Source organism: Leptolyngbya sp. FACHB-261, assembly GCF_014696065.1.
Classification (GTDB): Bacteria; Cyanobacteriota; Cyanobacteriia; order FACHB-261; family FACHB-261; genus FACHB-261.
The window spans coordinates 118,685-132,662 of sequence record NZ_JACJPL010000002.1 but is presented as its reverse complement, the minus strand read 5'-3'; the positions used below and the strand labels follow the sequence as shown (position 1 = coordinate 132,662).

Below are 13,978 nucleotides of genomic sequence, written 5' to 3'. Positions count from 1 at the left end.
GTGGTTTGTGCTGAAGAATTGGATGCGACAGCGATTGGATGAGTTTGAGAACTTTCGAGATTGTGTGGATGCTGCGTTCAAGCAATGTCCTAACGTATGCGCGTAGAGCTATACCGGCCCTATTGGGGCCGTGCTGTCTTCTCAATGTCAGCCAGCAGCGCTCTCGAAGTCATTGATTTAGTGTCGCCCTATGCGCTGGGGCAATTGCTAAATGTTTTATCGCAGCAACCTATTGATGCTCCGGTACAAAAGCTAGTGATCATAGTTGCGCAAATTACAGGTTTACAGGCAGGCGTACCCCTGACGTTAGCGCTTCTGGTTGCAGCGATATTTTTAGTGACAGTGGGGCGTGCGCCGATTCAACCCTGGGTTGGCCACTGGTTTCATTGGGATGTTGTGTTTCGGTCTCGGCGAGATCACTATCGCAAGTCTCAAGAAAAACTATTCGCTCTGCCTTTAGATTTCTACGACGAAAATAACGCCGGGCGGCTTAGTGCTCGAATTTCCCGTGGCATTGCTAACCATACCTGGACCTATCCAGAAATGGCGGGTACGTTTATTCCCAAATGCTTGCGGGTCTTGGGCATCTTTTTTGTGATTTTAGTTTTAGAGTGGCGAATTGCTCTAGCCTTCGGTTGCTTTTTTGGGTTCATTCTGTGGCTGAATGTACGCAAACTACAAGCCCTGATCCGTCAGGACACGCTAGTTGATAAGTACTCAGAGCAGACCGAAAGCCGGGTTTCTGAGGTGATTACTAACATGAAAACGGTAAAAGCTTTTGCCGCAGAAACCCGAGAACTTAAACGCCAGCAAACTCGGATCGATCGCGAATTTAAGGTGCTCAACTTCAAGGTTCATAGAGGCTATGTCAGCCTCAATGCCTGGCGCACTTCGATTGTGCAATGTGCAGTGTTTGTTGTGTTGGTCTTCACCCTCGCAGCCACACTTCAAGGTCGTATTTCTCTCGGTCACTTCGTTACGATCTTGACCCTGAGTAACATGGCTTTTTCCGAGGTTGAACCCTTGGGTGACCTGGCTGAATTCTTTGCCCGTCGCTACAGCTCAATGGTCCGTTTTCACGAATTCTTGCAGCACCCTGTGGGCCTGGATGCCCATACGCTCCTTCCTCGACGCGGCCAACCCTATCAGTTCACCGGCAAGCTAGAGTTGCGCAACTTAAGCTTTCGCTATCACGCTGATCGTCCAATCCTCAAAAACCTCAACCTGTTGATTCAGCCCTGTCAAACGGTTGCCCTGGTGGGGCGCTCCGGTTCTGGCAAATCCACCCTCGTCAAACTCCTATTCCGCTACTCCGACCCGACTAGTGGTGCAATTCTGATTGATGGCCAAGATATCCGTGAATTGGATGTCAGCCGTTACCGCCAGCGACTGGCCATCGTTCATCAAGATGTCGATATCTTCAATGGCACCCTACTGGAAAACCTCACCTATGGTCGCCCTAACGCGACTCTGGCTGAGGTCAAACAAGCTTGTCACATCGCTTGCATGGATGAAATCCTGGCTCATTTGCCTCAGGGTTACAACACGGTTGTGGGCGAGCGAGGCGTGCGGCTATCAGGGGGGCAGAGGCAGCGCCTAGGCATCGCTCGGGCTCTGATTTGTGACCCGGATGTGCTGGTGTTTGACGAAGCAACCTCTAGCCTCGACTACGAATCAGAGCGAGCAATTCAGGTAGCAATGCAGGGCATTCAGGGCACGCGCACCACGATCATCATTGCCCACCGTCTGAGCACAGTACGGGATGCCGACTTGATTGTGGTGCTAGACCAGGGGCAGATTGTGGAGACTGGCAACCACCGAGAACTGCTGCGGCAGGGCGGTATTTACCACCGTCTACACGCTCTTCAGGAATCTGGCGAATTGCTGGCCTAATCTTGGTTCTAGTCTGTGTTCTAGCGGTGCCCCTCTAGAAACTCTCACTGGCAACCTAGAAAGTTAGAAGTAGAAGGTACCCACCCTGGGTACTACCGCCTAGTGAAAGCTCCTGCTATTCTTGGAGGCTCAGTCAAAAGTGAGGGATATCCCTTTCAACACTTCTTCCCCGGTTTGACCGTAGACAGCGCCAGTCCTAGCTCATTAGAGGATTAGAGCCGCTTACGAGCTGAGCTGTCTTGGCTCACGCTTCTTTTGATTGTTCTAGAACCACAGTAAGCGTTTCGCCGATTCTGCACCCTTCAATCTTGTAGCGTCTCAACGAACTGCCTGCTGCTTCAAGCTGTGCAGCGCCTTAACTCAGCCCAATGGCTAGGGAACTTCCTTAGCTTAATCATCTGGGCTGGGCCATTTTGTTGTCTTTGACCCGCTAATCTTCTACCGGTGCTTTACCCATGGCTGGATTACGCGATGTTGTCAATTATTACCGGCCCTATTGGAGGCGGGTTGTTTTTTCAGTAACGGCCAGTAGCGTACTGGAAGTTGTGGACTTAATCTCGCCCTACGCAATGGGGCAAGTCTTGAATGTGCTCTCTCGCCAGCCTGTTGATCCACTCGTGCAAGGTCTGGTGAATGTTACTGCCGAGCTGACTGGTTTGCCCGTAAGCCCGCAGCTCTCTTTAGGCGTTTTGCTCAGCGTCATTTGCTTGCTTACCGTTGGGCGTGCTCCCATTCAACCCTGGCTGGGCCACTGGTTTCACTGGGATGTTGTTCACCGTGCCCGACGGGATCAGTACGCCAAGGCTCACGAAAAATTGTTTGCGCTGACCATTGATTTCTACGACGAAAATAATGCAGGTGGCCTGAGTTCACGCATCGCTAAAGGAATTTCAAACCATACCAATGTCTATCCGCAAATGATGGGTAACTTTGTGCCCAGATGTTTGCGGGTATTGGGCAGTTTCTTTGTAATCCTGGCGCTAGAGTGGCGAATTGCCTTAGCCTTTGGCTGCTTCTTTAGTGTGATCCTCTGGCTAAATCATCGCAAATTGCGACAGATTACCCAGGACACCCGCCATTTGGATCACTACATGGAGCAGACCATTAGCCACACGGCGGAGCTGATCACCAATATGAAAACGGTGAAAGCATTCGCCTCAGAAGCACGCGAACTCAAGCGTCAAAAAACCCGCCTGGAACGCGAATTTAAAGTGGACAATTACAAGCTGCACCGCAGTTACACCACTTTAAATATGCTGCGCACATCTCTGGTGCAATGCGCAACCTTTGCGGTTCTGTTCTTCACTTCTATGGCAACAGTGCAAGGCAGTATTACGCTGGGGCACTTCGTCACTATCTGGATGCTCAGCAACATGGCTTTCTCGGAAGTGCGACCTCTGGGTGACTATGGGGAGTGGTTTGCTCGCCACTACATCTCAATGGCTCGGTTCCATGAATTTATGGAGAACCCTGAGGGGCTGGATGCCAACGCCCTCAAGCCACAAGACTCCCAACCCTATCAGTTCACCGGCAAGCTGGAGTTTTGTAACTTGGGCTTTGGCTATCATGCCGACCGTCCAGTGCTCAAAGAGCTCAACCTGTTGATTCAGCCCTGTCAAACGGTTGCCCTAGTGGGGCGCTCCGGTTCCGGCAAATCTACCCTCGTCAAGCTCCTGTTCCGCTACTTTGACCCCACCAAGGGCCAACTCCTCATTGACGGGCAGGACATTCGAGAACTGGATGTCAGCCGCTACCGCCAGCGCCTGGCCATCGTTCACCAGGATGTCGATATCTTCAACGGCACCCTCCTGGAAAATCTCACCTATGGTCGCCCTAACGCTACTCTGGCTGAGGTCAAACAAGCTTGTCACATCGCTTGCATGGACGAAGTGGTAGCCAACCTGTCCAATGGGTACCAAACCGTGGTTGGTGAGCGAGGCGTGCGGCTATCCGGGGGTCAGAGGCAGCGCCTAGGTATTGCTCGGGCTCTGATTTGTGACCCCGATGTGCTGGTGTTTGACGAAGCAACCTCTAGCCTCGACTACGAGTCAGAACGAGCAATTCAGGTCGCAATGCAGGGCATTCAGGGCACGCGCACGACGATCATCATTGCCCACCGTCTGAGCACAGTACGGGATGCCGACTTGATTGTGGTGCTAGACCAGGGGCAGATTGTGGAGACCGGCAACCACCGAGAACTGCTACGGCAGGGCGGTATTTACCACCGTCTACACGCTCTTCAGGAATCTGGCGAATTGCTCACCTAGATAAGATCGAGAGAGCTATTTCGGTCAAGTCTATTTCATGAGCTATTCGCCTGTTGCTCCCTTGCAGGTCGTGCGGGTTCCTGCCACTGGTGCTCCTGCGGGGTTGATGGTCGTTCTGCACGGCTGGGGAAGCAATCCCCAAGATCTGGCCGGACTGGTACCCTACCTGGGACTGCCTCAGGTAGAGTACCAACTGCCTGCTGGCCCTTTTCGCCATCCTCACTCGGCTAATGGACGGGCCTGGTATGACCTGAGCTTTGGCTTTGGTTCCTCGCCCCAGGCTCAAAACGGTCTGCTCCAAAGTCGTCAAGCTCTGCTGTCCTGGTTGGAGGGTTTGGAGGCCAGTACAGGCATCCCACCAGAGCGCACTGTTCTAGCTGGATTCTCACAGGGTGGGGCGATGACCCTGGATGTAGGTCTAAGGTTTTCTAAGCCGCTGGCTGGGTTAATTTGCATGAGTGGCTATCTTGTGGAGCTGCCTCCAGCCTCCCAGGTCAGCCGCTCACCGATTTTGGTCACACATGGCCGTCGTGATCAGGTCGTACCCCTTCAAGCTGCTCAAGCCACTCGCGATGCGCTTCAAAAGGTTGGCCTTAAGGTGCAGTACCAGGAGTTTGATATGGGTCACGAAGTTAATCCTGCTGCCCTGGCCGAAGTCGGAAGATTTCTGTCTAGCCAGTTGAGCCTGCAGTGATTAAGTTCTTGAGGTGCCCAGATCTTGTTTCGCCTTCGATCCGAACATCTTAAAGATCTAAACCAGGAGAATATCTAGACCAGAATAGGGGAGCAAAACTGCTCCCCTATTCTGGTTTGATTGGTCTTTTAGATCTCGTAAATCTCGGTTTTCACATCTCAGTCTGAAATTTACTGGGCTTGGCTTTTCAGTACCAAGCTGCCCTGAGAGTCCACCACATAAGCTTCGCCAACATAGCCCGTTCTCTCGTAAAGAATTTGGTGGATATGTTGGTCGAGGGCAACTTCGTCAGGGATTTGGGGGCGATAGTAAGCCTTCATTTTGTTCTCGATACCGATATTGTCCATGCGGTCGTGCAAGCCGACCTCATCACCGGAAAACAGAGCGGTTCGGGCGGGAGCATCCATCAAAACGTCCCAAATAATAGGGCTAGGAACCCCCCCAATTACAAAAGCATCAAAAAATCTGCGATTGCCGCTCAAAAGCTGAGCCACCACCACGCAGACCACAAGAAAGACCAAATACAGGGCAGTTTGACGCGGCGAGAATTTTTTCGATGACCGTCGCTTCTGGGCTTTAGCGCGCCTCTGTGAAGTGTGGTTCATGCCTCTGCCTTGAGCTTGCTTTCCCAGCCTACTCTGGGCCTAAAGCGATGGCAAACTTTGCTGAGGTTAGCGGAGGCTAAACAGCATTGCTACGCCCATCACAGCCACTAGCACTCCCGCCAGCGCCCTCAAGCTAACAGTCTCTCCTAGGCATAGAGCGATGGGCAGAATAAACAGGGGACTAGTCGAGCCTAAAGCTTGGGCAATGCCTGCAGCAGTAAATTTGAGGGCGATCTGCTGTAGCCAAATCCCCAGGTAGGTGCCACCAAAAGAAGCAATGACTAGTGCCCCAAACAAATGCCAGGGTTGCCAGAGAGGGTTAACTGCGTTGGGCGGGGCCAGCAAGTGCTTGCGGTTGATCTGCCCCTGAGCCGAGCCCCACAGCAGCAGCGCTAATACCCCTGCTCCAAGCCGTAGCAGTGCTGCCCATATAGGGCTCACACTTGTGTCTGCCAGTGCCGAACGCGCCAGCACCGCACTACTGCCATTTCCCAAAGCCGCTAACAGACCAAAATTGATGCCTCGCCAGGGGCGCTTGAGTGGGGCGATTGCTCGCGGCAATCGCCTAGATGATCGCTCGCTAATCACCCAAGTAACCCCCAATACGGTCAGCAAAATGCCGAACCAAGCTCCCAACGATAGGGTTTCTTGCAAAAAGATTAGGGCCAACAGAGCGGTCAGCGGCGGCGCTAAGGCCTCTAGCAAAAGTGCTCGTTGGGCTCCCAGCTCCTTGAGTGCTTCAAAATAGGCAGTATCGCCCAGGCCAACTCCCACTGCACCACTGAGCAGGAGCAGCAGCAGCGGACGGCCGAGGCCAGGGCCAGCTTCGCCCTGGAGGGCAATCGTTACTCCTAGCAGACCAATGGCGATCGTACTTTTGCTGAGATTGAGCCCCAGCGGCGAAACCTGTTGACCAGCACGGGTATAAATTGCCGCAACTAGAGCCCACAGAACTGCCCCACAGAGCGCTGCTAGTTCCCCCCGTAGCGCTAAAAGATCGAGATTGAGCAGATTTAACAAAACTGGTAGGGGCTAGCGCAAGATAGACTGTTGCCGTAACCGCAGGTTCACCCGTTTCGAGCGATCATGCCTGAGTCTTCCCGGAAGCCGATTATTGAGCTTCGCAATGTCCACAAGCGGTTTGGTTCCAGTGTGATCCTTGATGACGTTAGCCTGAAAGTGTATCAAGGTGAGGCTCTAGCCGTCATCGGTCCTTCTGGAACCGGTAAGTCAACGATATTACGTATCATTGCTGGCCTATTGCAACCGGACCAAGGCAGCCTGCTGATTGATGGCAAGCCGATCAGGCAACGACAGCAAATTCGCATCGGTATGGTATTTCAGAATGCCGCCCTGTTTGACTCGCTCACGGTGGGTGAAAATGTCGGCTTCTATCTGTACGAGCATTCGAACCTGTCCCGGCGAGAGATTCAGAAGATTGTGGCGGACAAATTAGAGCGGGTGGGCCTTAAGGGCATTGAGGACCGCTATCCAGCTCAGTTGTCTGGCGGTATGCGTAAGCGTGTCAGCTTTGCCCGCGCCATTATGGAGGATCCGACTGATCCCTCCGATGACCCTCAGATCCTGCTCTATGACGAGCCCACAGCGGGTCTTGACCCGATCGCTTCTACCGTTATTGAAGACCTAATTCGCGAATTGCAGTTCGCTCAAAAAGTCTGTGAGACTTACGTGATTGTTACCCACCAAGAGAGCACTATTCGCCGTACAGCTGACCGGGTGGTGCTGCTCTACGGCGGTAAAGTGCGTTGGGATGGCGGGGTTGATGAAATTGATACTACTGATGATCCCTACGTCCACCAATTCTTCCAGGGCAGTTTAGACGGACCGATCCACGTGCGCGATCGGGAGGCTGAGTCGGCCCTGTAGACTCTTGAAAGTGCTGATCGGTAACCGGAGAGAACAAGATGAATGCACAGGTGCTCAGGCGCGAAGGAACCCTGGGTCTTTTGATCCTCCTGGGGATCGGTTTGTTTGGGGGCATTATTCTCTGGCTGCGCGGTTTTCAACCTGGGGCCAATAGCTTTCAGTTCACGGTGCAATTCGAAACAGCCAGTGGACTGCGGCGTGGTGCTCCTGTGCGTTTTCGAGGCGTAAACATTGGGCAGGTCAAGCAAGTTGAACCGGGTCCCAACGGTGTGAGCGTACTGGTCGAGGTCAACCGCGACGATCTGCTCATTCCCCGCCGGTCCCAGATTTCCTCTAACCAGTCAGGCTTAGTCAGCGAAACCACTGTTGACATCACACCTCTGGCTAGAGTTCCCGACAACAACGTTAATGGCCCTGCTTCTCCTACCTGTGACTCAGATGTGATCATCTGTAACAACGCTGTTTTGAGCGGTGAGACGGGGGTGAGCTTTGACCAAATTCTGAGCATGTATGGTGAGCTGGCCGAGCGCCTGAGCAATGCCCGCATTCTGGAAAACATCAACGTCACCACTCAAAACATTGGTGAAGCGGCTAGCAGTGTCTCTCAGCTCAGTAAGAGCCTGAACCAGCTCTCTAAATCCACCGAGAAGCGCTTAGATAACGTGGATGTGCTGGCAGGTTCTGTGAGCCGAGCTGCAGATCGCCTCGGTAATACCGCGGAGAATGTTAATGGCATCCTCGCCACCAATCGCTCCAGCATTGCCCGTACGCTGGACAGTCTGGCTGCGACCTCGGCTGATGTGCGTGTGGTAGTGGCATCGCTCCGGCCTTTAGCCGAAAACGGTGAGTTTGTGCGCAATTTGGAGGCTCTCTCCACCAACGCAGCAGCGGCAGCAGTCAGTGTGCGTAGTCTGTCTGATCAGGCTGGTAATCCGACTACGGTGGCGTCCCTGCGGGAAACGCTCGATTCTGCCCGTGCCACCTTCCAAAACGCCCAGAAGATTACTGCCGATCTAGACGAACTGACGGGAGACCCACAATTCCGCACTAATCTGCGTCAGCTGGTCAATGGCCTCAGCACGCTGGTGTCAACCACCAATGACCTGCAGGAGCAGGTTGATCCTCTGGCACAACCCGCCCAGTTGGCGATGCCTCCTCTACCCAGTCTTGAGCCAGCGTCAGCCCTACCTGCTCAAACTCCTCTAGAAACCGCTGTTAAGGCTGCAAGTCCAGAGCGTAAACCCGACCATCAATCAGCAGGCGAGTAATGCCTTTTGCTTGAAGATAGGCGTGGGTCTTCGCTAGGAGGTTGCCAGGGAACTTGATCACGCGTTGCGCGCGATTAGAGAAGCGGCTGGCAACCCGATGGTTGTCAAACACTGGCAACGTTTTTTCTTGCACCTCATCTGGCGGGAATTGGCCCAAATCGCCAAAGTCCCTGAGGGGACGAGTGACTAGCTCTGAGGTGCGCCGGTCCACAGCGATGTAGCAGACTCGAGGAAATTGAGCGCTCTCGAGGGGCAGAATGCGGATCGGCTCTCCCTGCTCGGAATGCAAGCGTAGGCTTGATCCAGCGGTTTCAGCTTCCTCGCCCTCGTCCAGGTCTTTGTCCTCGTCGTCCTCGTCGTCGTCCTCAAAGTCTGGGCTGTCCAGGTCGTCTTCTAAGTCACCGCCTGCGCCAAACTCATCGTTGAGTAGGCGGGTATCAGCTGTGGGTAATTTAGGCTCCAAGTCCGCCACTTTGCTAGGCGCTGGCACCGATTTGAGAATTGGGCGAGCTACAGAAAGAACTGGGGTCGGAGGTTCAGGTGCAGGGACTGGCTCGCTAACTTCGAGGATGGCGGCCTCGGATTGGTCTGTATCCAGTTCTTCAGTGTCTAGTTCTTCGGTGTCTGGTTCTTCAGTGTCTAGTTCTTCGGCGACAGTCTCCTGAGGGTCAGACCTCTCACGATCGGATGCGAGATCTGACGCGAGCTCGGCAGCCAGTTCAGCGATCAGAGCGCCAACTTCAGTGTCAGGGTCAGTGCCAGCGACCTCATCTTCTTCGGTGTCTTCAGCCAAATCGGCATCAGTAGTTTCCAGCGCTGCTTCAGGGATAGACAGAACTGAGAGTTGGTTAGCTCCCTGCTCATCACTTTCGCCTGGAGCGTCCTCTGCGGCAGTTGGACGACTCGCTCGCTTGCGACTAATCAGGTTGTTGTACTCACGTGCTGGTAAGCCGTCTTTGAGAATACGACTGACTGTACTACCGCTAACGCCGTAGCGCTCGGCTAGAGTTGCTGTGGTTTCTTCGCTCTGGCGATAAAGGCGAAGGATCTCAGCTCGATCGGCATCGGTCAGCTTGCTGCGGGCCATGAGGCGAAAACAGTTTGATACCTCTCAATTCTAGGATTGAGAGGCAAACAATTCCCTATCGTCTGCGGATTCCCCGACGAGATTTATTCGATAATTCGTATTCCACTGCTGCTCCAATGGCAAATAAGACCGGAAACAGCACAAAAAACACTTCAGTTAGACTACCGCTTTGATAATCCTTGAAAGCGTTCGACGCATATTGGTAGTAGGAATCAGCGACATACAGCGCCAATACACCGCCTGCAATCAACCGCCAAGCTTGGGCAAAGCGTCCGCCCCAGAAAGCCAACAGCAGAATGGTCGTGATAATTAGCAGAGCTGTATCAAACAGTGGATAGGCTGCAGTAACCAGACGGTCTAATAGCGGTGCGCTCGGGTTTGCCATGGCCGCAGCATGATTCACCCACAAAGCAAACAGGGCACCTAACAAACCAACCACAGCTACTAGTACCCACTGCCAGAGGTCGAGCGTTAATCGACGACTGGCAATTGCCAAGATCATGCCCACTCCTAGCAGGGCGTAGGTGCCGAAGTAGAAAAAGTCGGCAATCGAAACGGACTGCTCGGACCGAAGCACAACTTCGTAATAGCCAAAGACTAAGTCGCCTAAAAAGTAGAGTAACAGCCCCAGCGCAAAACACAACCAGACACTGCGGCCACTAACAACTTGAGGGCTTTGATAATTGCGGAAGCACAGTAGTGAAGCGGCAAACAACGCTGCCAACTCGAAAATATAGGTGCCGACGGTATACCAAAGCGGAAAGCCCAGAGTTGCTTTTCCTGTCTCAGGCGTCAGAATTAGTTGCTCTGTGGCTGGATCGACTTCCGGTACACTAGGCGTCCCAAAGAGCAAAAAGAACATTAGGGCCAAGACAAACCAGCCTAGACCCACCGCAATGACTGGGGCCAATGGTAAACCAGCAGAACTGCCCGACTTCGGCTTATCCCTGAGCACAGCTTCAGCACCCCAATAGCAACCCGAATCTCCAGTTCCTAAGCATCACTGGTTCGGAGCAATTACCCAACTTTAGACTGGCAATTTAACTGGCAAAGTGGAGACGAATCTGCTCGTGACCAACTTACTGCCAGAGCTTGCCTTTGGGCGTGCTGCGAAGCCAAGCGAGGGCTTGAGATCTTTCAGAAGATGGTATCGCATCCAGCGCCTCAAGCACGCGCACGGCAAACGAAGAGTTGCCGAAATAGGTATGGCCTAGGCGGTGCAACTCGGCGATCAGCACGTTCAGCAATTGCTCGTCCCAGGGCGGGAGTTGCAACGTCGCCAGCGGATCCATTGAGAGCAGTTGCTCGATCCGCTCAGGCGTGTCGGTTTGGGGAAAATTCCACTGATCAAAAACTTCATTGAGGTCATGCTGAAACAGACGTGCCTGACGTCCACCTAGGAAATCTTCAACCTCCAGGTAAACTCCCTGTAACAAGAGCAGGCAGGTTTGAACCCAGAGTGGATTGGCCTTCGCTTCTTTAACTGCAAGTACGCCTTGCCCCCCGGCTTTGCTCTGGAGTTCGTCCAATCGAACCTTGCCCCAAACGCTATAGCGCTCAGGCTCCTCCAGCAAGACACAAGCTTTACCCCGATTTTCGGTCAGGTCACGCCAGAAGGCCAGTGCCTCATCTTTCTGGGCACCTGTGAACACACTAAGCAGGCGAAAGGTTTGGCCCTGATAGTGGAGAATGGGGATCTGCTGCGCCTTCTGAGGATGGGAAATCGTTGAGATCTCAACATCCTGCCGTTTCAGGATGAACATGATTCTGCCTGGGTGCGGTCGCAATCAAACAGGAAAAGAGCTTCCAACTGAGGTTTTTCCCTCTTTAGCAAGCCGGTTACCAAACGCTGACTGGGCTGAGGAATCGCTAAAAGCCTAATAATATGCACCCCCTCCTCGTGCTCATTCGTGGCTGTGATTTACGCGCGTTTTTCTCAAAATTCTGGCTTTGGCTTCAAAAAGCGGCCTCCTGCCACAGTCGATGACTGAGGACAAACATCTGGTAGGACTATCATGCCAGGAAAATTTTGGAATGCCATCCACATAGCCCTAGCTCACTCTCGCCTATCTTGACCCTATGACGCAAACCCGCCTGTTGATTTTTGACTTTGACGGCACTCTCGTCGATAGCGAAGCTGGTATTGTCGCCGCCATTGCCCAGACTGTGCGGGCAATGGGGTTCCCCGAAACCATGATTGAGCAGTGGCGGAACCTAATCGGCATTCCCCTAACCGATCAGCTACGACTGCTACTGGATGAAGGCGATTATGAGCGCATCCCAGCAATCGTGGCCTACTACCGAGAGGTTTATAACGCTAATGTCTTGGAGCAAACTCAGCCAATCCCCGGTATGGGTGCCCTGCTGGCTGAGGTAGAAGCGGCCGGTTTGAGGATGGTGATTGCCTCTAGCAAGCGTGGCGGCAGCATTGAGCTCATTCTGGAGCACTTAGCGTGGCGTCATTATTTCGGTGCAATTTTTTCACCCGATGTTCTCACCCACTACAAACCGCATCCAGAGTCAGTGGAGCGGGCGCTGGCCCAGTTCGGTCTGCCAGCTGAAGCGGCGCTATTGATCGGCGATACCACCTTTGACCTGGAGATGGCCCAGGCCGGTGGCGTACGATCCTGCGCGGTGACCTGGGGTGTGCATTCGCGAGAGCAATTGGCCAGCGCTTCACCGAACTATTGGGCCGACAGCATTGAGCAATTGCGAGACGCCATTTTCAGTACACTGAGCTTTGAGCAGGCACTTCATATAAGTTCGTAATGGATGCAGATGTCATCGTCATTGGCTCTGGGATCGGCGGCCTAGTGACGGCAACTCAATTGGCAGCCAAAGGGGCACGGGTACTGGTTCTCGAGCGCTACCTGATTCCGGGCGGCAGTGCGGGTTTTTTTGAACGAGAGGGCTACCGCTTTGATGTCGGAGCCTCGATGATCTTTGGTTTTGGCAGCCAGGGCACAACCAACTTGCTCACGCGGGCCTTGAGCAGCGTGGGTATGAGCTTGGAGACCATCCCAGACCCCGTGCAGATTCACTACCACCTGCCAGACAGTCTGGATCTCAAAGTGCATCGGGACTATGAGAAGTTCTTGCAGGAGCTATCTGCACGCTTTCCCCATGAGCGGCAGGGCATTCGGCGCTTCTACGATGAGTGCTGGCAAGTCTTCAACTGCCTGAACTCGATGGAGTTGCTGTCGTTGGAAGAGCCTCGCTACCTGACCCGCGTCTTTTTTCAGCGCCCCCTATCTTGTCTGGGCTTGGTGAAGTACCTGCCTCAGAACGTTGGCGATGTGGCGCGACGGCATATTTCTGACCCGGCACTGCTCAAGTTCATCGACATGGAGTGCTACTGCTGGTCGGTTGTACCCGCAGACATGACGCCGATGATCAACGCTGGCATGGTTTTCTCAGACCGGCACTACGGCGGCATCAACTACCCCAAGGGGGGCGTTGGTCGGATTGCCGAAGCCCTCACGACCGGTCTGGAGAAGGCTGGAAGTGAGATCCGGTACGGTGCCAGAGTCACCCAGGTTTTAACTGAGCAAGGCCGGGCCGTTGGTGTGAAGTTGGCAACCGGCGAAACTTTGCAGGCGCGTCGGGTCGTCTCTAATGCCACGCGCTGGGACACCTTTGAAAAGCTGCTACCGGCTGCTAACCTCCCAACTCGGGAGCGCCGTTGGCAGCAGCGCTACCGTCAGTCTCCCAGCTTCTTGAGCCTGCACTTGGGGGTGAAAGCGGATCTCTTGCCTAGGGGCACCGAGTGTCACCACATCATGCTGGAAGACTGGCAACACATAGAGGCTGAGCAAGGCACCATCTTCGTGTCGATTCCAACCCTCCTGGACCCGAGCCTAGCGCCGCCTGGACATCACATCATTCATGCCTTCACCCCTAGTTGGCTGAGTGAGTGGCAAGGATTATCGTCCAGCCAGTATGAACAGGCCAAGGCAGCGGCTGCCACTCGCCTGATTCAACGACTAGAGGCGATCTTTCCAGGTCTGGAGGCAGCAATTGACTTCCAGGAGGTCGGTACGCCTCGCACTCATCGGCGCTTTTTAGGGCGTCGCAATGGCACCTATGGTCCAATCCCCGCTCGCAAGCTGCCAGGCCTACTGACTATGCCGTTCAATCGCACTGCCGTTCCTCATCTCTACTGTGTGGGAGATTCGACCTTTCCAGGGCAGGGGCTGAATGCTGTGGCTTTTTCTGGTTTTGCCTGTGCCCATCGGGTCGCGGTGGATCTAGGCCTGTAGAAGTGATGTGCGTCTCTG

Annotated in this window: 12 protein-coding genes and 1 pseudogene; 8 read left to right on the top strand and 5 right to left on the bottom strand. The window is 53.8% G+C overall.

From position 1 onward, the window contains the following. The 4 genes and pseudogenes from H6F94_RS02765 to H6F94_RS02750 all read left to right on the top strand — a co-directional run. Positions 1 to 106 (top strand): annotated as a pseudogene (locus tag H6F94_RS02765) (IS630 family transposase); the annotation flags it as partial. Next, on the top strand, positions 97 to 1,893 hold the full coding sequence (locus H6F94_RS02760) for an ABC transporter ATP-binding protein (protein WP_190800718.1): 1,797 nt from the start codon (positions 97 to 99) through the stop codon (positions 1,891 to 1,893). The pseudogene H6F94_RS02765 and the gene H6F94_RS02760, both read left to right, overlap by 10 nt. A 455-nt stretch (positions 1,894 to 2,348) precedes the next feature. Further along, positions 2,349 to 4,160 (top strand): ABC transporter ATP-binding protein, encoded by a 1,812-nt coding sequence (locus H6F94_RS02755; RefSeq protein ID WP_190800717.1) that lies wholly within the window; start codon positions 2,349 to 2,351, stop codon positions 4,158 to 4,160. 37 nt (positions 4,161 to 4,197) lie between these two features. Then, positions 4,198 to 4,854, top strand: a complete 657-nt coding sequence (locus tag H6F94_RS02750; protein WP_190800716.1) for an alpha/beta hydrolase — start codon at positions 4,198 to 4,200, stop codon at positions 4,852 to 4,854. A 170-nt stretch (positions 4,855 to 5,024) separates the two neighbouring features. Here the strand turns inward: H6F94_RS02750 and H6F94_RS02745 are convergent, their stop codons facing one another. Together H6F94_RS02745 and H6F94_RS02740 are read right to left on the bottom strand one after the other, a co-directional pair. Continuing rightward, positions 5,025 to 5,459, bottom strand: coding sequence for a hypothetical protein (locus tag H6F94_RS02745; protein ID WP_190800715.1), 435 nt, complete (start codon positions 5,457 to 5,459; stop codon positions 5,025 to 5,027). Between the two features lie 66 nt (positions 5,460 to 5,525). Then, on the bottom strand, positions 5,526 to 6,479 hold the full coding sequence (locus tag H6F94_RS02740; protein WP_242040951.1) for an EamA family transporter: 954 nt from the start codon (positions 6,477 to 6,479) through the stop codon (positions 5,526 to 5,528). A 66-nt stretch (positions 6,480 to 6,545) separates the two neighbouring features. On the opposite strand from H6F94_RS02740, the gene H6F94_RS02735 reads away from it, so the two are divergent. Then, positions 6,546 to 7,346, top strand: a complete 801-nt coding sequence (locus tag H6F94_RS02735; RefSeq protein WP_190800714.1) for an ABC transporter ATP-binding protein — start codon at positions 6,546 to 6,548, stop codon at positions 7,344 to 7,346. Positions 7,347 to 7,384: 38 nt separating this feature from the next. Further along, positions 7,385 to 8,614, top strand: a complete 1,230-nt coding sequence (locus H6F94_RS02730; RefSeq protein ID WP_190800713.1) for an MlaD family protein — start codon at positions 7,385 to 7,387, stop codon at positions 8,612 to 8,614. On the opposite strand, the gene H6F94_RS02725 is transcribed toward H6F94_RS02730, so the two are convergent. The 3 genes from H6F94_RS02725 to H6F94_RS02715 form a co-directional block, all read right to left on the bottom strand. Then, positions 8,562 to 9,701, bottom strand: coding sequence for a helix-turn-helix domain-containing protein (locus tag H6F94_RS02725; protein ID WP_190800712.1), 1,140 nt, complete (start codon positions 9,699 to 9,701; stop codon positions 8,562 to 8,564). The genes H6F94_RS02730 and H6F94_RS02725 overlap by 53 nt on opposite strands. A gap of 55 nt (positions 9,702 to 9,756) precedes the next feature. Beyond that, complete coding sequence (locus tag H6F94_RS02720; RefSeq protein WP_190800711.1) at positions 9,757 to 10,656, bottom strand: hypothetical protein; 900 nt, start codon at positions 10,654 to 10,656, stop codon at positions 9,757 to 9,759. 124 nt (positions 10,657 to 10,780) lie between these two features. Then, positions 10,781 to 11,464 carry an Npun_F0813 family protein gene (locus H6F94_RS02715; protein WP_190800710.1) on the bottom strand — a complete coding sequence of 228 codons (684 nt, stop codon included), beginning with the start codon at positions 11,462 to 11,464 and terminating at the stop codon, positions 10,781 to 10,783. Positions 11,465 to 11,780: 316 nt separating this feature from the next. Between H6F94_RS02715 and H6F94_RS02710 the strand changes: the two genes are divergently transcribed. After that, positions 11,781 to 12,470, top strand: coding sequence for an HAD family hydrolase (locus H6F94_RS02710; RefSeq protein WP_190800709.1), 690 nt, complete (start codon positions 11,781 to 11,783; stop codon positions 12,468 to 12,470). After that, positions 12,470 to 13,960: a carotenoid isomerase gene (gene crtH / locus H6F94_RS02705; RefSeq protein WP_190800708.1), complete on the top strand. Its 1,491-nt coding sequence runs from the start codon at positions 12,470 to 12,472 to the stop codon at positions 13,958 to 13,960. Before H6F94_RS02710 ends, crtH begins: the two co-directional genes overlap by 1 nt. Positions 13,961 to 13,978 lie beyond the last annotated feature (18 nt).

Excerpts from the sequence above, each read along its gene's own strand:
- H6F94_RS02730 (WP_190800713.1), top strand. The coding sequence starts at position 7,385 with ATGAATGCACAGGTGCTCAGGCGCGAAGGAACCCTGGGTCTTTTGATC.
- H6F94_RS02750 (WP_190800716.1), top strand. The coding sequence starts at position 4,198 with ATGAGCTATTCGCCTGTTGCTCCCTTGCAGGTCGTGCGGGTTCCTGCC.
- H6F94_RS02715 (WP_190800710.1), bottom strand. The coding sequence starts at position 11,464 with ATGTTCATCCTGAAACGGCAGGATGTTGAGATCTCAACGATTTCCCAT.
- H6F94_RS02710 (WP_190800709.1), top strand. The coding sequence starts at position 11,781 with ATGACGCAAACCCGCCTGTTGATTTTTGACTTTGACGGCACTCTCGTC.
- H6F94_RS02735 (WP_190800714.1), top strand. The coding sequence starts at position 6,546 with ATGCCTGAGTCTTCCCGGAAGCCGATTATTGAGCTTCGCAATGTCCAC.
- H6F94_RS02755 (WP_190800717.1), top strand. The coding sequence starts at position 2,349 with ATGGCTGGATTACGCGATGTTGTCAATTATTACCGGCCCTATTGGAGG.
- crtH (WP_190800708.1), top strand. The coding sequence starts at position 12,470 with ATGGATGCAGATGTCATCGTCATTGGCTCTGGGATCGGCGGCCTAGTG.
- H6F94_RS02725 (WP_190800712.1), bottom strand. The coding sequence starts at position 9,701 with ATGGCCCGCAGCAAGCTGACCGATGCCGATCGAGCTGAGATCCTTCGC.
- H6F94_RS02745 (WP_190800715.1), bottom strand. The coding sequence starts at position 5,459 with ATGAACCACACTTCACAGAGGCGCGCTAAAGCCCAGAAGCGACGGTCA.
- H6F94_RS02760 (WP_190800718.1), top strand. The coding sequence starts at position 97 with ATGCGCGTAGAGCTATACCGGCCCTATTGGGGCCGTGCTGTCTTCTCA.